This window comes from Micromonospora sp. SYSU B005, from assembly GCF_055362685.1.
This window is the reverse complement of sequence record NZ_JAXCFU010000010.1, coordinates 174514-190708: the sequence shown is the minus strand read 5'-3', so window position 1 is coordinate 190708 and position 16195 is coordinate 174514. Positions and strand designations below refer to the sequence as shown.

Annotated in this window: 13 protein-coding genes; 3 read left to right on the top strand and 10 right to left on the bottom strand. The window is 72.8% G+C overall.

What is annotated here, in order from left to right; all coding sequences use genetic code 11:
- Positions 1-1563 carry a phenylacetate--CoA ligase family protein gene (locus SM452_RS22595; protein ID WP_463840639.1) on the bottom strand — a complete coding sequence of 521 codons (1563 nt, stop codon included), beginning with the start codon at positions 1561-1563 and terminating at the stop codon, positions 1-3.
- Positions 1564-1652: 89 nt separating this feature from the next.
- Positions 1653-4403, bottom strand: coding sequence for an AfsR/SARP family transcriptional regulator (locus tag SM452_RS22590; RefSeq protein WP_463840638.1), 2751 nt, complete (start codon positions 4401-4403; stop codon positions 1653-1655).
- 191 nt (positions 4404-4594) lie between these two features.
- On the opposite strand from SM452_RS22590, the gene SM452_RS22585 reads away from it, so the two are divergent.
- The 3 genes from SM452_RS22585 to SM452_RS22575 all read left to right on the top strand — a co-directional run bounded on the left by SM452_RS22585 (position 4595) and on the right by SM452_RS22575 (position 6927).
- The gene (locus SM452_RS22585; protein ID WP_463840637.1) at positions 4595-5353 is read left to right on the top strand and encodes an endonuclease/exonuclease/phosphatase family protein; all 759 of its coding nucleotides are present in this window, start codon (positions 4595-4597) and stop codon (positions 5351-5353) included.
- 112 nt (positions 5354-5465) lie between these two features.
- Positions 5466-5876: a hypothetical protein gene (locus tag SM452_RS22580; protein ID WP_030501960.1), complete on the top strand. Its 411-nt coding sequence runs from the start codon at positions 5466-5468 to the stop codon at positions 5874-5876.
- A gap of 7 nt (positions 5877-5883) precedes the next feature.
- Complete coding sequence (locus SM452_RS22575) at positions 5884-6927, top strand: polyprenyl synthetase family protein (RefSeq protein ID WP_262014523.1); 1044 nt, start codon at positions 5884-5886, stop codon at positions 6925-6927.
- Here the strand turns inward: SM452_RS22575 and SM452_RS22570 are convergent.
- The 8 genes from SM452_RS22570 to SM452_RS22535 form a co-directional block, all read right to left on the bottom strand.
- Positions 6924-7895, bottom strand: coding sequence for an acetylxylan esterase (locus SM452_RS22570; protein WP_463840636.1), 972 nt, complete (start codon positions 7893-7895; stop codon positions 6924-6926). The genes SM452_RS22575 and SM452_RS22570 overlap by 4 nt on opposite strands.
- Complete coding sequence (locus tag SM452_RS22565) at positions 7886-8575, bottom strand: N-acetylmannosamine-6-phosphate 2-epimerase (protein ID WP_355514326.1); 690 nt, start codon at positions 8573-8575, stop codon at positions 7886-7888. The genes SM452_RS22570 and SM452_RS22565 overlap by 10 nt, the downstream gene beginning before the upstream one ends.
- A complete protein-coding gene (locus SM452_RS22560; RefSeq protein ID WP_463840635.1) occupies positions 8572-9501 on the bottom strand; it encodes an ROK family protein in 930 nt (309 codons plus the stop codon). The genes SM452_RS22565 and SM452_RS22560 overlap by 4 nt, the downstream gene beginning before the upstream one ends.
- 2 nt (positions 9502-9503) lie before the next feature.
- Complete coding sequence (locus SM452_RS22555) at positions 9504-10442, bottom strand: dihydrodipicolinate synthase family protein (protein ID WP_262014527.1); 939 nt, start codon at positions 10440-10442, stop codon at positions 9504-9506.
- Positions 10439-11506 carry an oligopeptide/dipeptide ABC transporter ATP-binding protein gene (locus SM452_RS22550; RefSeq protein WP_262014528.1) on the bottom strand — a complete coding sequence of 356 codons (1068 nt, stop codon included), beginning with the start codon at positions 11504-11506 and terminating at the stop codon, positions 10439-10441. Before SM452_RS22550 ends, SM452_RS22555 begins: the two co-directional genes overlap by 4 nt.
- Positions 11503-13461, bottom strand: coding sequence for a dipeptide/oligopeptide/nickel ABC transporter permease/ATP-binding protein (locus tag SM452_RS22545; RefSeq protein WP_355514318.1), 1959 nt, complete (start codon positions 13459-13461; stop codon positions 11503-11505). Before SM452_RS22545 ends, SM452_RS22550 begins: the two co-directional genes overlap by 4 nt.
- Positions 13461-14417 carry an ABC transporter permease gene (locus SM452_RS22540; protein ID WP_262014530.1) on the bottom strand — a complete coding sequence of 319 codons (957 nt, stop codon included), beginning with the start codon at positions 14415-14417 and terminating at the stop codon, positions 13461-13463. Before SM452_RS22540 ends, SM452_RS22545 begins: the two co-directional genes overlap by 1 nt.
- A gap of 102 nt (positions 14418-14519) precedes the next feature.
- The gene (locus SM452_RS22535; RefSeq protein WP_463840634.1) at positions 14520-16145 is read right to left on the bottom strand and encodes an ABC transporter substrate-binding protein; all 1626 of its coding nucleotides are present in this window, start codon (positions 16143-16145) and stop codon (positions 14520-14522) included.
- Positions 16146-16195: the final 50 nt, after the last annotated feature.

The following is a 16195-nucleotide window of genomic DNA, read 5'->3' as shown; positions in this document are numbered from 1 at the left end:
TCACCTCACCAGGTAGACATTCTTGATCTTCTGCATGTCGGCGAACGGGCCGCCGTCCGGTTCGTGCAGCTCGACGCGCAGGTCACCGGCGGTCGGGTCCTCCACCAGGGACTGCGCGAAGTCCCGCGACACCGCGGTCAGGTGCGCGCGTACCCCGTCGCGGCAGGCGTCGGCGAGTGCCGCGCGGGCCGCGGTGTCCAGCGGGCGGCGCAGCTCGACGTGGATCACCGGCCGGGTCTCCAGCGCCGCGTCCTCGTGCAGCGTCAGGCAGAACCTGTTGATCTCGGCGGCGTACGGGTTGCCGGTGTACAGGCCGTACTCGACGTCCTGCGGGTAGAGGTTCGCGCCCAGGTAGGACACGGTGGAGTCGCTGCGGCCGAACAGCAGCAGCAGCGGCAGCGTCATCCGCTCCTCGGCCACCGCGGTACGGAACTCGGCGCGGCGTACCGGGTCGGCGTACGCCAGCTCGACGATCCGCCGGTACGGCACCAGCACCGCCTCGTCGCCCACGTTGTAGCGCAGCCGCGGCTGGAGCACGTGCGGGCTCGTGACGGTGCAGAGCAGTTCCCGCCGCTCGTTGGTCTCCAGGTAGGTGGCGAACGGGTTGTACTGGAACACCATCGGCAGCCGCTGCTCGCCGCGGCCGAGCAGTTCCGCGCGCAGTCCCGCGTCGGTGCGCAGCCGTCGCCGCAGCCACACCGTGAACCGGGTCTCCGCGCCGATGCCGATGGTCAGGTCCGACGCCCCGTACGCCGACCGCACCCGCACGAACCGCTGTTCCAGGTAGTCGCGCAGCGCCTCGGTCATGCCCTCGCCGCCGCAGCTGGCGAAGATCCGGTACCGCGACCACTGGAAGTCCTCGGCGTCGAGCCGGTCCCGCAGGTGCTTGAGGAACGGTGGGTACGCGGTCACCAGGTAGTCGTGGCCGGGACCGAACTCGCGCAGCGTGTCGACGATCTTCCCGAGGTCGGGGCCGGTGTTCTTCACGGTGGCGATCCGGGCCATCGCCGCGCCGGTGGTGGTGCCGGTCGCCCAGGCGCCCATCGAGTACGCGTTGATGACGAACGGGCGGCGCATCGGGAACGCCAGTCCGGTGTAGCCGGCGATGTCGCGATGGACCGCCCGCAGCTCCCGCTCGCCGCGCGGCCAGTTGAACGGCCGCCCGGACGATCCGGCCGACTCGTCGACCACCACGCCCCGCTCCGGCATCCGCCCGCCGAGGCACCGGGCGGAGGAGTCGTACGCCATGACGTACCCGCGCTTGTCGGTCTCCGGGAAGTCCCGCAGCCGGCGGCGCGGGCCGCCCGGGCGGGCCCGCAGGAACGCCTGGTAGGCGGGCACCCGCCGGGCGGCCCGCACGCAGGTCGACCGCGCGTTCGCGGCGGCGAGCCGGTCCAGGACCGGGTGGTGGCGCCGGGCCAGCCAGCGCCAGCCGGCGGGGTGGTGGGCGACGAGCCGGGCCAGCGCGGCGACCGCGCGGCCGGCGGGGGCCAGCGCGGCCTCGGCGGGCAGCGGCGTGTCGACGGTACGTGCAGCGGCGTGTCGGTGCAGCGTCTCGGCCATGACAAGCATCCTGTCGACGCCGCCGCGCCGGCACATGAGCGACGAGACGGTACTGCGCTGAGTACGCGTACCCAGCCGGGCGACGGCCGTCAGCCGAGCGCGGTCAGTTCGGCCACGACCTCGTCGGCATCGGGGTGCCCGAGCCGCTCGAAGATCACCAGTGCGCGCCGCCACGCCTCGCGCGCGGCCTGGTGGTCGCCGGCGTCCCGATAGGTCTCGGCGAGCCGTCGCAGACAGCCGCCTTCGCCGTAGCGGTCCTCGAGGTCGTGGCTGAGGTCCACGGCCCGCCGGTAGGCGGCTACCGCCCCCCGATGGTCGCCGCGGCGATGGTGGACGAAGCCGAGTGTGTCGTGCACGGCCGCTACGGGATGACGGTGCACGGTGGGCGTGAGGAGCGCCAGCGCCTCCCCGCAGTGGGCGACGGCCTGCTCGTAGTCGCCCTCCATCGCGTGCAACCAGGCCGCGTTGTTCAACGACATGGCCTGGCCCGACACGTCACCGGCGCGCCGGTAGAGGTCGAACGCGCGCCGGTTGTGCGCGAACGCCTCGTCCCGGCGGCCGAGCCGGGCACACAGGCCGCCGAGGCTCCGCCGGGCCTGCGCCTCGCCGGCCATGTCGTCCACCGACCGGAAGAGGGCGATGGCGGCGCGGTAGCCGGCCTCGGCCTCGCCGGTACGGCGCAGGTAGGCGTCGGCCCGGGCGAGCGTGTGACGGGCGTGTGCCTCCGCAGCCGGGTCGGCCAGCCGGCGGGCCGCCGCGAGCGCGGTGCGCTGCACGGCGGTCAGCTCGTCCCAGTGGCCGCCGTCCTCCAGGTGGTACCGCAGGGCGAAGGCGAGGCGGCAGGCGTGCCTGTCGAACCCGGTTTCCGCCGCCCGGTGGCAGGTCGCCACCAGGACGTCGTGCTCGACCCGGAACCAGGCGACCGCCTCGTCGCGTACGGCGAAGTGGCCTGGCGCACCCGAACCCGCCGCCTCGTCCGGGTCGCGACGCCGGTCGGCGGCCTCGGCCAGGTCCGCGTAGTGGTCGAGCAGCCGGCGTGACGCCTCGTGCCGCTCCCCCGTCGACCCGGCGCGTTCGGCCGCGTAGAGGCGGACCAGGTCGTGCAGCTGGTATCTGCCGGGGGTCTGTTCCAGCAGCAGGTGGGCGTCGACCAGCTCGCGCAACAACGTCACGCACCTGCCCGCCGTCAGGCCGGCCGTGCCGGCGACCGCCGCGAGGCCGATGTCCGGACCGGCGGTGAGGCCCAGCAGGTCGAACAGGCGTGCCGCACCGGAGGTCAGGACACGGCACGAGGCGGCGAAGACGGCGCGCAGGTCGGCGCTCAGGTCGTCGGTGCTGAGGTAGTCGAGCCGGGTGCCGTGGTCACGCAGTTGCCGGGCGAATGCCGCGAGTGGGAGATCGGGGTGCGTGACGGCGCGCGCCGCCGCGATGCCGAGCGCCAGCGGCAGGCCCGCGCAGTGGGCCAGGATGTCGGTGACGGCGGCCGGGTCGGCGTCCGCCGGGTGACCCAGCCGGCCGGTCAGCAGCTCACGGGCGTCGCCGTCACCGAGAAGGTCCAACGGAATCGGTACGGCGCCGTGGCTGGTGACCAGACCGAGGAGCCGGCGTCGACTGGTGACCAGCACGGTTGCCGACTCCGTGCCCGGCAGCAGCGGCGTGACCTGCGCGGTGGTGTGGGCGTTGTCGAGCAGGATCAGCATCCGCCGGCCCGCCACGAGGCTGCGGTAACGCCCGGCCAGGGCGTCCGGGTCGGCCGGCATGGCGTCGGCCGGCACGTCGAACGCGTCGAGGAAGCCACGCAGCGCCACCTCGGGCGGTGTCCGCTCGGTAACCGGGTCGAAGCCGTTGAGGTCGACGTGGAGCTGCCCGTCCGGGAAGCTCTGCCGGTTGTCGTGGGCCCACCGCAACGCGAGCCAGGTCTTGCCGATCCCACCCGCGCCACTGATCACCGCGACGGGCATCCGCCCCTCCGCGTCGGCTCCGCGGACGGCGGTGTCCAGCCGGGTCAGGTCCCCGGCGCGGCCCACGAACCGGGTCGGGGGTGCGGGAAGCTGCCGCGGAACGCTGCGGCGCGGCACGGCCGTGGCCCAGGAGAGCGCCAGTGACGGGTCGGCGTTGAGAATGCGGCGGTGGAGCTGCTGGAGGTCCGGATGCGGGTCCAGCCCCAGCGCCTCCCGCAGGTCCCGCCGCAGCCGGTGGTAGCGGTGGAGGGCCTCAGCCTGCTGCCCGCAGCGGTACTGGGCGAGCATGAGCTGCCCGGCCAACTGCTCGTCCAGTGGATGCTCGGCGCTTCGCCGGACCAGGTCGGGCAGCACCACAGCGTGCCGGCCCAGCCGCAGCGCCTTGTCCGTCCGGTCCCGCTGGGCCGCCGCCCGGTCCTGCTCCAGGGCCTGCCGCACCAGGTCGAGCCAGGGACTGTCCAGGTGCGCGAACGGCTCCCCACGCCACAGGCCCAACGCCTCGTCGAGCAGACGTGAGGCCTTCTCGTCGTCGTCGGCCGCGTGCGCCTGCCCGGTCAGCTCGCGGAACCGGTGCATGTCGACCGCTGCCGGATCCGCCACGAGCACGTAGCCGCCGGAACGCCGCTCCAGGCGGGCGTCCGTAGCACCGGCCAGGAGCCCGCGCAGCCGGGACAGGTACGCGTACAGCGCGCTGCGGGCGCGCTGCGGGGGCCGGTCGCCCCAGACCCGTTCCAGCAACTGGTCGGTGCGGACGACGAGGTTCGCCTCGGCCAGCAGCACCGCGAGGACGCACCGCTGCCTGGCGTGACCGGTCTGGACCAGACGACCGTCGATCCGGAACTCGAGGTCACCGAGCAGACCGAACCACGCCCTCGACACCCGGCAGACCTCCCCATTTCCGCCCGTCGGTGTGCCGAGACCCGCGGATACAAGGTTCCGGCAAGGTTTCGAGCGTACCGCCTCCGTCACTGTGAGCGCAGAACGTCCGCTGTGGACGAGCGAGCCGAAGGAAGCTGAGGTACGGAATGAGACGAGCGTGGCGACTCGTACTGTCGGGAGTGTCGGCGAGCGTGCTGCTGATCACCGCGTCTCCGGCAGGAGCATCCGCCGAGCCGTCGGCCGCGGCCGGCACGCGGTTCATGACCTGGAACCTGTTCGCACCGGGCGACGCGGAGCCCGCGGACTACGCCCGGGAGATCGCCCGGCACAGGCCGGCGGTGCTGGGGGTTCAGGAGGCCTGCCGGGGTGCGGTGGAGAAGACCGTGGCACTCCTGCGGGAGCAGGGGCTGCACTACTACGTTAGGTACGGAACGGTGATGAACGACCGATGGAACTGCGGTTTCTGGGGCGGCAACGCCTACGGCCAGGCGATCCTCTCGCTGACTCCGCTCCGCAGTCCCGTCAATCGCAGGTACTCGCAGGGAGGCACCGAGCCGCGCGGCTGGATGGCGGTCACCACCACCGTGAACGGCAAGGCCACCCGGATCTTCAACACCCATCTCGCCCAGGCGGGACAGGCTGATGTCCGCGCCGTCCAGGTGAACGAACTGCTGCGCGCGACCCGCCCCTACCGACGAGCCGTGGTACTCGGTGACTTCAACACCGAGCCGCACCGGCGGGAGTTGCGGCCGGTCTGGAGCACGTTCCGCGACGCCGATCCGCACTGCGGAGCGCAGGAGAACCCGCTGTGCACCCCGACCGCCGACGCGAGCCCGCATCGCAAGAAGTTCGACTACATGTTGCTGAGAGGAATCCAGCCGCCGGGCGTGCAGGCCGTCGACTCAGTCCACTCCGACCACGACGTGGTGACCGCCGAGCTGGCCGGATGAGCTGGGTGCCGGGCTCGTGACGGGGGCGAGCCCGGCACCCGATCGCTACCGTAAGTCACCATCGCGACACATGCCTAGCCTGCCGCCCGGAGCCGGGTGGAGACTCCGCCGCATGGAGAACGTGGAGCGTGAGCGCGCGAACGAGCGCTTCGAGAAGGTGGCCGAGGAGACCTCGGAGACCGTGACCCACGCGGCCACGGTGCTGGAGGAGGAACTCGCGGCGGGGCTGGCCGGCGCCCGGCGGCTCGAGGAGAAACTGACCGAGAGCCGGCGCGTGGACCCGGAGGCGTTCGACGAACTCGTCGCCCGGGTCCGCACCGACGGGCACGCCCTGATCGACACCGTGGTCGGGCAGCTGAAGATGGCCGACGACCAGCGCGGCGAGGTGATCCGGCGGTACACGTCGGACGCGCACGACGCGCTGGACACCGTACTCAATCTGGCGCGGCTGGCCCCGGAGGTCGCAAACGGGCTCGCGGACCGGCTGGCGTCGCCGGCCCCGAAGCGGCCGACGGACCGGTAGCCGCGCGATGGCGCCGACCACCGGGGTGGCCGGCGGGCACGTGGAACGGATGCTGGAGCGCTATCGCGGGCTCGCCCTCGGCGCGCTGCTCGACGACGTGCCCGACGGCGGCCCGCGCTACCTCTACGACCTGGTCGCGGAGTACCCCCGGCGCTGGGGCAAGGGACTGCGCGCCGCGTTGTGCCTTGCGACGTGCCGGGCGTTCGGCGGCGGCGACGCGGTGGGCCTCAACGCCGCCGTGACGGTGGAGCTGTTCCACAACGCCTTCCTCATCCACGACGACATCCAGGACGAGAGCGAGCAGCGGCGCGGAGGGCGGACCCTGCACGCCGAGTACGGCGTGGGCGTGGCGCTGAACGTCGGCAACATGACCAACCTGCTGGCGCTGCGGCGGCTGGCCGCGAACCGGGCGGCGCTCGGCTCCGGGATCGCCTGGCGGCTGTTCACCGAGACCGAGCTGATGATGCGCCACTCGCTGGAGGGCCAGGCCATCGAGATCGGCTGGATCCGCGACAACGTGTGCGACCTGGACGCGGACGACTACTACCGGATGTGCCTGAAGAAGACGTCCTGGTACACGTGCATCTACCCGTGCCGCACCGGGATCCTCGTGGCGACCGGCCGGGAGAACGCCGTCGACGTGCTCGACCGCTACGGCTGGTACCTGGGCGCGGCGTTCCAGATCCAGGACGACGCGCTCAACCTCACCGGCGACTACGCCAGGTACGGCAAGGAGATCGCCGGTGACCTGTGGGAGGGCAAACGCACGCTGATCCTGATCGACTTCATGCGGCGGTGCACCCCGGAGGAACGCGAGCGGCTCGTGCGCCTGCTGAGCCGTACCCGCGCGGAGCGCACCGACGCCGAGGTGCGCTGGCTGCACGGGCGGCTGCTCGCGTACGACTGCGTGGAGTCGGCGCGGCGCAGCGCCCGGGATCTCGCGCTGGCCGCCCGGCGTGAGGGTGAGCGGGCGCTGGGCGCCGCCGCCGACACCGAGGACGGCCGTTTCCTGCTGGAGCTGACCGACTACGTGGTGGAACGCGCCCGTTAGGCGCCCAGGATCCCGCGCAGCCAGGTGAGCTGCTCGCGCTGATGCTCGGCCTCGCCGCCCTCGTGGTCGTTGAACTCGTACACCCGCACGTCCTTGTCGCCGCCGTAGCGGTGGTAGGCGGCGAAGCAGGTCGACGGCGGGCAGACCTGGTCCCGCAGCGCGATCGAGAACAGCGCGGGCGCTGTGGCGCGCGGCGCGAGCACGGCGGCGTCCAGGTAGGACAACGTGCGGAACACCTGGTCGGCGCAGTCGCGGTGCAGCGCGAGGTACTCGACGACCTCGGCGTACGGGCTGTCCGGGCCGGCGACACGCACGCCCCGGCGGATGTCGCACAGGAACGGCACGTCCGGCATGACGGCCACGACGTCCGGGCACAGTGCGGCGGCGGCCAGGGCCAGGCCGCCGCCCTGGCTGAAGCCGGTCACCGCCACCCGCGCCGGGTCGACGGCCGGGTGCCGCCGGGCGGCCTCGGCGAAACGCACCGCGTCGGTGATCAGCCGCCGGTAGTAGTGGTCGGCCGGATCGTCGACGCCCCGGGTGAGGAAGCCGGGCACGGTGCCGGCCGGGTAGGGGTGCGGGTCGGGCGTGCCACCGGTGGCGGCGCTCCAGCCCTGACCCCGGCTGTCCATGATCAGGTGCGCGAAGCCCGCCGCGGCCCAGAACAGCTTCTCGTGCGGCAGGCCGCGGCCCCGGCCGTAGCCGAGGTACTCGACCACGCAGGGCAGCGGCCCGTCGGCCCCGGCCGGCAGGTGCAGCCATCCGTGCACCGGCTCGCCGCCGAAACCGGGGATCGTGGCCGCGTACGTCCGGATCTGGGTCAAACCGGTGCCGACCGGCTCGTAGACCGCTGCCTCCGGGTCGCCGCCGCCGTCGAGCGTGCGCGCCCAGAACGCGTCCAGGTCCGCCGGCACGTCCAGCTCCGGCCGGTACGCCAGGCAGCCGGCCAGGTCGAGATCGGTCAGCGGCACGACGCGGCCTCCCGGACGGCGGAGGCGAACCAGCCGGTGATCGTGCTCGGGTGGGTGATGGCGGTGCCGACCACCACCGTCCACGCGCCCGCCCGCAGCGCCTGCGCGGCCTGCTCCGGGGTGTGGATGCGGCCCTCGGCGACCACCGGGACGTCGACCGCGGCGGCGAGCCGGGCGACCAGGTCCAGGTCCGGCCCGTCGCCCTTCGTGGTGTACGCGGTGTAACCGGCAAGCGTGGTGCCGACCAGGTCGGCGCCGCCAGCGGCGGCGGCCACGCCCTCGTCGAACGTGGAGCAGTCGGCCATCACCAGCGCGCCGGTGCGCTCGTGCACGGCGGCGATCGTCTCGGCGAGCGTCCGGCCGTCGGGCCGGGGCCGGGACGTGCCGTCGAGCGCGACGACGTGCGCCCCGGCGTCGGCGACGGCGAGCGCGTGCTCCAGCGTCGGAGTGATGAAGACGTCGTCGTCACCGTCCTTCCAGAGCCCGATCAGCGGCAGGTCCACCGCCGCGCGGATGGCCGCGATGTCCGCCAGTCCCTGCGCGCGGATGCCGGCGGCGCCGCCGCGTGCGGTGGCGAGCGCGACCCGGCGCATGGTGTCCGGGTCGCGCATGGGCTCACCCGGGTACGCCTGGCAGGAGACGACCAGGCGGTCACGGAGCTGGTCGACGAGCGTGTTCATGAGACCTTCCAGGCGAGCGAGGCGGCACCGAGCAGCGGCGCGTCGGGGCCGAGGGCGGAGGCGAGGACCGGAACGCCGGCCAGGGCGGGCAGCGTCTCGGCGGGCACCGCGTCGCGCAGCGCCCGCCACCACGGCTCACCGAGGCCGGTGACGCCGCCGCCGATCACCACTGCGGCGGGGTCGAGCACGTTTACCAGGCCGCCGACGGCGGAGCCGACAGCCGCGCCGCCGAGCCGGACGACCTCCCGGGCCGTCTCGTCGCCGTCCGCGGCGAGCGCGGCGACGGCCCGCAGGTCGGCCACCGGCCGGCCGGTACGCCGGACGTACTCGGCGGCCAGCGCGGGCCCGGCGGCGATCGCCTCCAGGTGCCCGCGCCCGCCGCACGTGCAGGCAAGCGTTCCGGCGTACGGGGACGGCTGGTGCCCGGCGTGCCCGGCGGCGCTGTGCGCACCGGCGAGCACCGAGTCGCCGAGGACGAACGACGCCCCGACGCCGGTGCCTACGGCGACGTAGAGCACTGTGTCGTACCCGGCCGCGACGCCGTGACGCGCCTCGCCCAGCGCGTGGACGTGCACGTCGTTGATCACGGTGACCGGCACGCCCAGGCGCCGGCTCAGGTCGCCGCGTAGGTCCGTGCCGGTCCACCCGGTCAGCACGTCGGTGGCGGACAGCACCAGGCCGGAGCCGCTGTCGATCACTCCGGCGCTGCCCACGCCGAGCGCCCGTACGACACCCGGCGCGTCCGCCCGCAGCTTCTCGACCAGGCCGGCGGCGGTGTCGAGCACCGCGGCGGCGCCGGAGCGGCCAGGTGTCGGCGCGGTGCGCCGGCCGACGATCTCTCCCCCGGCGGTGACCAGGGCGGCGGTGGTCTTGGTGCCGCCGATGTCGAGCGCGGCGACCAGACCGGTCGTGCTCACCTCGGGCATGGTCAGAGCAGCCCGGCCAGTTCCAGCTGGGTACGCACGCGGCCCGTCTCGGCGGCGTCCAGCGGCCGCAGCGGCAGCGACACGGCGTTGCCCGCGATGACGCCGAGCAGGGACAGTGCGGTCTTGAACGCGCCGACGCCCCGGGTGGCACCCGCCGAGGTGGCCGGGTCGGCCGCGTCGACGATGCGGAACAACCGGGTCAGGCGATCCTGCTCCCGGCGGGCCGCGGCCCAGTCACCGGCCACGCACGCGCGGTGCAACCGCACGTACCCGGCCGGGTCCACGTTGCCCAGTCCCGGCACCGAGCCGGAGCCGCCCGCGAGCATCATCGCGTCGACCACCACCTCGTGGCCGGTGAGCAGGCTGAAGTCGCGCTCCGGCGCGTGTTCGGCGACGGCGAGCGCCAGCTGGCGGAAGGCGACGTCGTCGCCGCTGGAGTCCTTGACGCCCGCCAGCACGCCGTCGGCGGCGAGCCGGGTCAGCAGGTCGACGGAGAGCTTGCTGTGCACGCAGACCGGGATGTCGTACGCCAGCAGGGGAAGCTCGACCGCCGCGGCGACCGCGCGGAAGTGCCGCTCGATCTCGTGCGGGCCGACGATGGCGTAGAACGGCGCGGTCACGACCAGGCCGTCCGCGCCCAGCCGGGTGGACGCCTCGGCGCGCTCCACGACCCGGCGGGTGGTGGGTTCGATACAGCCGGCGATGACCGGCACGGCGCCGCCGGCGGTCTTGACGATGGTCTCCAGGGCCAGGTCCCGCTGCCGGTCGGTGAGGAAGACCGTCTCGCCGGAGCTGCCGAGCGCGAAGATGCCGTCGACGCCGGCGTCGAGCAGCCACTCGACCAGCCGTTCCAGCGAGTGGACGTCGACCTCGCCCTCATCGGTCAGGGGGGTCACGGCCGGCGGCACGACTCCGGCGAACCGCGGGGCTGGGGTGGTCACAGGTTCTCCTCGACAGACTCAGTTGTGGTGCGGCCGGTCGCCGAGGTGGCGAGCGCGACCAGTTCGGTGTTCGCGGTTCCGGCGGGCACCGGGTGGTGGCAGCGGAACTCGTGGCCCTCACCCTCGGCGGGGCGCGGCGCCGGCATGTCCACGGCGCAGCCGTCGGTGGCCGCCCAGCAGCGGGTCCGGAACGGGCAGCCGCTCGGCGGCCGGGTGGCCGACGGGACCGGACCGACGAGCGGAATGGGCTCGATCGGTGAGAGCAGGCCCGGCGTGGCCGAGAACAAGGCCCTGGTGTACGGGTGCCGGCCGCCCTCAGGCAGCAGGGCGGCTGGCGTCTGCTCGACGATGCGGCCCAGGTACATGGTGACGACCCGGTCGCTGACCCGTTTGACGGTCTGGATGTCGTGCGACACCAGCACCATCGCCAGCCCGAGCCGGTCCTTGAGGTCCAGCAGCAGGTTGAGGATCTGGGCCCGTACCGACACGTCGAGCGCGCTCGTCGGCTCGTCGGCGATGACGAGACCCGGTTCCAGGGCCAGCGCACGGGCGATGGACACCCGCTGGCGCTGGCCGCCGGAGAGCTGGCTGGGCAGCACGTCGGCGACCGAGCGGGGCAGGCCCACCAGGGCCATCAGCTCGGTCACCCGCTGCTCGCGCTGCTGCCGGGTGCCCCGGCGGTGCACGTCGAGCGGGTCGCGCAGGATGTCGCGTACCGGCATCCGGCGGTTCAGCGACGTGGCCGGGTCCTGGAAGATCATGCCGACGCCCGCGCCGATGTGCTCGCGCCGCTCGGCGGCGCTCATCGACCACACGTCCTTGCCGGCGAACGACACCGTGCCGGCGGTCGGCCGTTGCAGGCCGACGAGCACCTTTGCCAGCGTCGACTTGCCGCAGCCGGACTCGCCCACGATGCCGACCGTCTCGCCGGCCCGGATGACCAGGTCGGCGCCGGTGAGCGCGTAGACCTTCTCCCGGCTGAACATGCCGCCGCCGCGCGAGGCGTGCACCACGTGCACGTCGCTCAGTTCGGCGATCGGCCGGTGCTCGGCGGTGGCGCTCATCGGGCCGGCTCCTTCTCGCTGACGGTGACGGCGGGGTGGTGGCAGGCGTACCCGTGGCCGTCCGTGCCCTCCAGGGCGGGCGCGGTGTCCCGGCAGATCTCGGTCGCCATCGGGCAGCGGTCGGAGAACCGGCAGCCCTTCGGGAAGTCGGCGGGTGACGGGACCACGCCGCGGATCTGGGTGAGCCGTTCCGCGCCGGTCTCCAGGGACAGGACGGAACCGAGCAGCCCGCGGGCGTAGTGGTGGGCGGGCGCCTCCATCACGTCGGCGGTCACGCCGGTCTCCACGATCTGCCCGCCGTACATCACCACGACCCGGTCGCAGACGTCGCTGACCAGGGCGAGGTCGTGGCTGACCAGGATGAGGGCGAAGCCGAGCCGCTCGCGCAGGTCCAGCAGCAGCTTCATCACCTGTGCCTGCACGGTGACGTCGAGCGCGGTGGTCGGCTCGTCCGCGATGATCAGCTTCGGGTCGCGGGACAGCGCCATGGCGATCACCACGCGCTGCCGCTGCCCGCCGGACAGCTCGTGCGGGTACGCGGCGAGCGTGCGCTGCGGGTCCAGCCCGACCAGCCGCATGAGTTCCTCGGCCGAGCGGGTGCCGCCGCGGCGGATCATCTGGGCGAGCTGGGCGCCGACGCGCAGCGCCGGGTTCAGCGCCGACAGCGCGTCCTGGTAGACCATGGCGATCTCGCGCCCCATCAGGGCACGACGGCCCTTGGCGTTCAGCTTCAGCAGGTTCGTGTCCTGGAAGCGGATCTCGCCACGTACCCGGGCGCCCTGCGGCAGCAGGCCCATCACGGCCAGGACGCTCAGCGACTTGCCCGAGCCGGACTCCCCCACCAGGCCGACGACCTCGCCGGGGCGGACGTCGAAGGAGAGCCCGTCGACGATGTCCACGCCGCGGTGGCGGCCCTCGAAGCCGATGGACAGGTCGCTGACCTGAAGGACCGGCTTGCCCTGCGGCAGCGGGCGGGCGCGTTCGCGCAGCCGCCGCGCCGCCTCGGCGAGGCCCGGCAGCTCGACCACCTCGCCGGTGCCGGGCTTCGCCTGCTCCAGCGCGTCGCCGCTGGTGGTGGACGTGGCGCGGCGCGCCGCCGGGGCGGCCCACGCGTCGGACATGCCCTCGGAGAGCACGTTGAGCGCCAGCACGGTGAGCAGGATCAGCAGACCGGGGAAGAACGTGGCCCACCAGCCGCCGATCTGCACCATCTCCTTGCCGAACGCGATCACCGAACCCCACGAGGACGCCGCCTCCTGCGGGGCGAGGCCGCCGCCGATGAAGGACAGCGACGCCTCGAAGACGATCGCGTCGGCCACCATGACGGTGACGAAGACGAGGATCGGGGCGGCGCAGTTGCGCAGGACGTGCCGCCAGAGGATGTGCGGCCGCCGGGCGCCGATGATGCGCTCGGCGGCCACGTAGTCCTCGCCGTACTGGGACAGCACGTTGGCGCGGACGATGCGCGCGACCGACGGGGTGAACACGAAGCCGATCGCGATCACGAGGACCAGCAGGCTGTTCTTGCCGAACGAGATGATCAGCAGCGCGGAGAGCACGATCGCCGGGAACGCCATGACCACGTCGAGGCAGCGCATGATGACCTCGTCGACGGCGGTGCGGCTGCTGCCGGCGATCGCGCCGAGGATCGCGCCGAGGACCAACGCGATACCGGCCGCGCCGAAGCCGACGATCAGGGAGCGCCGGGTGCCGGCGACCAGCCGGGAGAAGACGTCCCGGCCGAGCTTGTCCAGGCCGAACCAGAAGTCGCCGTTCGGGCCGGTCAGCGCCGGTCCGAGCCCGGTCTGGGTCGGGTCGTGACGCAGCAGCAGCGGGGCGAGCACGCCGACCACGACGATGAGCGCGACGAAACCGAGCGCGAACCGGGCCGCGAGACCGAGCCGGGCGAAGGCCATGCCGGGGCGGGACAGCCGCGTGGTGAGGGACCGGCGCATCAGTGGCCTCCGCGCAGTCGGGGGTTGGCGAAGAGGTAGAGGATGTCGACGACCAGGTTCACCAGGACGAAGCCGAGCGCGATGGTCAGGACGGTGCCCTGGGCCAGCGCGGTGTCGTTCTGCTGGACGGCGCTCATGATCTGGGTGCCCATGCCGGGCAGCGAGAAGATCGCCTCGATGACGACGGTGCCGCCGATGAGGTAGCCGATCCGCAGGCCGAGCGCGGTGAGCGGGTTGACCAGCGCGTTGCGCAGCACGTTGCGGCCGACCACCACGCGCGGCGGCAGTCCGGCGCCGATCGCGGTGCGGACGTAGTCCTTGTCGAGTTCCTCGACCATGGACGTCCGGACGATGCGGGCCAGCGAGCAGCCGACGGGTACGGCCAGCGCCAGCGCCGGCATGGCCAGCGACTGCAACCACAGACCGACCGAGTCGGCGGGGTTGACGTAGCCGCCGGTAGGGAAGATCGGGCGGCGGACCGAGAACTCCTGGATGAACAGCAGGGCCAGCCAGAACGAGGGCGTGGCGATGCCGGCCATGGAGACGATCCGGATGACCTGGTCGGGCCAGCGGTCCCGGTACAGGGCAGCCGGGATGCCGAGCGCCAGCGCGATGACCAGCGCGCCGACGACGCCGAGCGCGGTGAGCTGGATGGTCAGCGGCAGCGCCATGGCGATCTTCTCGGCGACCGGGACCGACGGCGGGAACGTCATGCCGAGGTCGCCGCGGACGAGGTCGCCGAGGAAGTGCAGGTAGCGCAGCGGCAGCGGGTCGTTCAGGCCGTTGGCGGCGCGGAACGCCTCGACCTGCGCCGGCGTGGCCTGGTCACCGAGGACTGACAACGCCGGGTCGATCGGGGAGAACTGCATGATCACGAAGACGAAGAGCGTGATGCCCAGCACCAGGGGGATCAGCGTCAGGAATCGTCGTGCGACCAGGTTCAGGACGGTCAGCATGGATTCTCTTTCTCGTGGCGGGGCGCCGGGACGCCCCGCCCGGCCGCACGGGTCATGTGGGCCGGGCGGGACGCCTGCGGGGCCGGAACCCCGAGCGTGGGCTCAGCCGGTCCGGCCGGTGCCCAGGAAGTACAGGCCGGTGGTGGAGGCGCCGGAGAAGCCGTCCACCTTGGCCGGGTCGTACGCGGTGACGACCTTGGTGTGCAGGATCGGGTACAGCGGCACCTGGTCCGCCGCCATGTCCAGGGCCTGCTTCCACAGCGCCTTGCGGGCCGTCTCGTCGGAGGTCTGCGCGGCCTTGTCCAGCAGGTCGCCCATGGCCTTGCGGTCGGCGTCGCTCCAGCGGTAGCGCTGGCCCGGCCAGGTCTCGCCGAAGTAGTACCAGCGCATCAGCAGGTCGGTGTCGACGCCGAAGACGCTCGGGTCACCGGTGGCCATGAGCACCCGGAAGGTGTCCTTGGGGACGATGTCGCCGTAGATGGCCGAGGACGGCACGGTGTTGAGCGTGGCGTTGACGCCGATCTTCTTCCACTGCTCGATGACCAGCGGGGCGACGTCCTTGACCACCGAACTGTCGGTGGTGTCGAGCCGGAACGACAGGTTGGTGACGCCGGCCTCCTGGAGCAGGGCCTTGGCCTTGTCCGGGTTGTAGTCGTAGACGGTGGCGGCCTTCTGGTAGGCCTTGTTGCCCTCGTCGAGGTAGCTGGTCGCCGGGCTGCCGTAGCCGTTGAGCGCGGTCTTGATGACCGCGTCCTTGTCGATGGCGTAGTGCAGGGCCTGGCGCACCCGCTTGTCGCTGAACGGCGCGGCGGCGTTGTTGAACATGAGGAAGACCTGGTTGAAGGCCTGCTTCACGTCGATCGTGTACTTGTCCTTGAGCGAGTCCACGTTCAGGTACGGCACGGCCTCGATGGCCTGCACCCGGCCGCCCTGCAGGTCCGACACGCGGGCCGACGCCTCGGTGGTGGTGTTCCACGTCATCGTCTCGACCTTGGCGGCGCGCGGGCCGTTGTAGTTCGCGTTCTTGCTCAGCTTGATGCCGGATTCCTTTGACGCGCTGTCCACCTTGAACGGGCCGGAGCCGATCGGGGCGGTGTCGAACGCCTTGGCCGCGGCCGCGTCACCGGTCTTCGCCTTGGGGACGATCTTGATGACCGAGATCCGCTCGCTGAACAGCGCGAACGGGTACTTCAGCGTGAACTCGACGGTCGTCGCGTCCTTGGCGGTGACGGTGTCCAGGAACGACACGAAGCCCTGCATCAGCGGCGGCGCCTTCGGGTCCGCGGGCTTGAGCACGCGGGTGAAGGACCAGGCCGCGTCCTCGGCGGTGACCGGGGCGCCGTCGGAGAACTTCGCCCCGTCACGCAGCGTCACGGTGTAGGTCCGGCCGTCGGCCCCGGGGGTCGGGTCGCTCTTGGCCAGGGCGTTGTAGGGTTCCCGCGTGATCGGGTCGAGGTCGACGAGGCCCTCGAAGACGTGCTGGTTGACCGCTGTCGCCACGGCCGAGGAGGCGTTGCTGGGATCGAAACCGCTGGAGAGCGTGAAGGCCAGCGTGGCCTCGATGGACGTGCCCCCCTTTCCGTCGCCCACGGCGTTGGTCGAGGCGGGACCGCCACTGCAGGCCGCCAGCGCGACCGCGAGGCCGCCCGCGAGGGAGGCGACGGTCAGGGAGCGGACGCGGCCGCGCAGTGCGCGCCGGCTCCTCGACGGCTTACCGGTGGTGCTCACGTAGCTGCCTCCATAGGCTCTTCATGCGCTCGCGTGACCGCTCGCGCTCG

Excerpts from the sequence above, each read along its gene's own strand:
- SM452_RS22595 (WP_463840639.1), bottom strand. The coding sequence starts at position 1,563 with ATGGCCGAGACGCTGCACCGACACGCCGCTGCACGTACCGTCGACACG.
- SM452_RS22580 (WP_030501960.1), top strand. The coding sequence starts at position 5,466 with ATGGAGAACGTGGAGCGTGAGCGCGCGAACGAGCGCTTCGAGAAGGTG.
- SM452_RS22575 (WP_262014523.1), top strand. The coding sequence starts at position 5,884 with ATGGCGCCGACCACCGGGGTGGCCGGCGGGCACGTGGAACGGATGCTG.
- SM452_RS22565 (WP_355514326.1), bottom strand. The coding sequence starts at position 8,575 with ATGAACACGCTCGTCGACCAGCTCCGTGACCGCCTGGTCGTCTCCTGC.
- SM452_RS22560 (WP_463840635.1), bottom strand. The coding sequence starts at position 9,501 with ATGCCCGAGGTGAGCACGACCGGTCTGGTCGCCGCGCTCGACATCGGC.
- SM452_RS22550 (WP_262014528.1), bottom strand. The coding sequence starts at position 11,506 with ATGAGCGCCACCGCCGAGCACCGGCCGATCGCCGAACTGAGCGACGTG.
- SM452_RS22545 (WP_355514318.1), bottom strand. The coding sequence starts at position 13,461 with ATGCGCCGGTCCCTCACCACGCGGCTGTCCCGCCCCGGCATGGCCTTC.
- SM452_RS22540 (WP_262014530.1), bottom strand. The coding sequence starts at position 14,417 with ATGCTGACCGTCCTGAACCTGGTCGCACGACGATTCCTGACGCTGATC.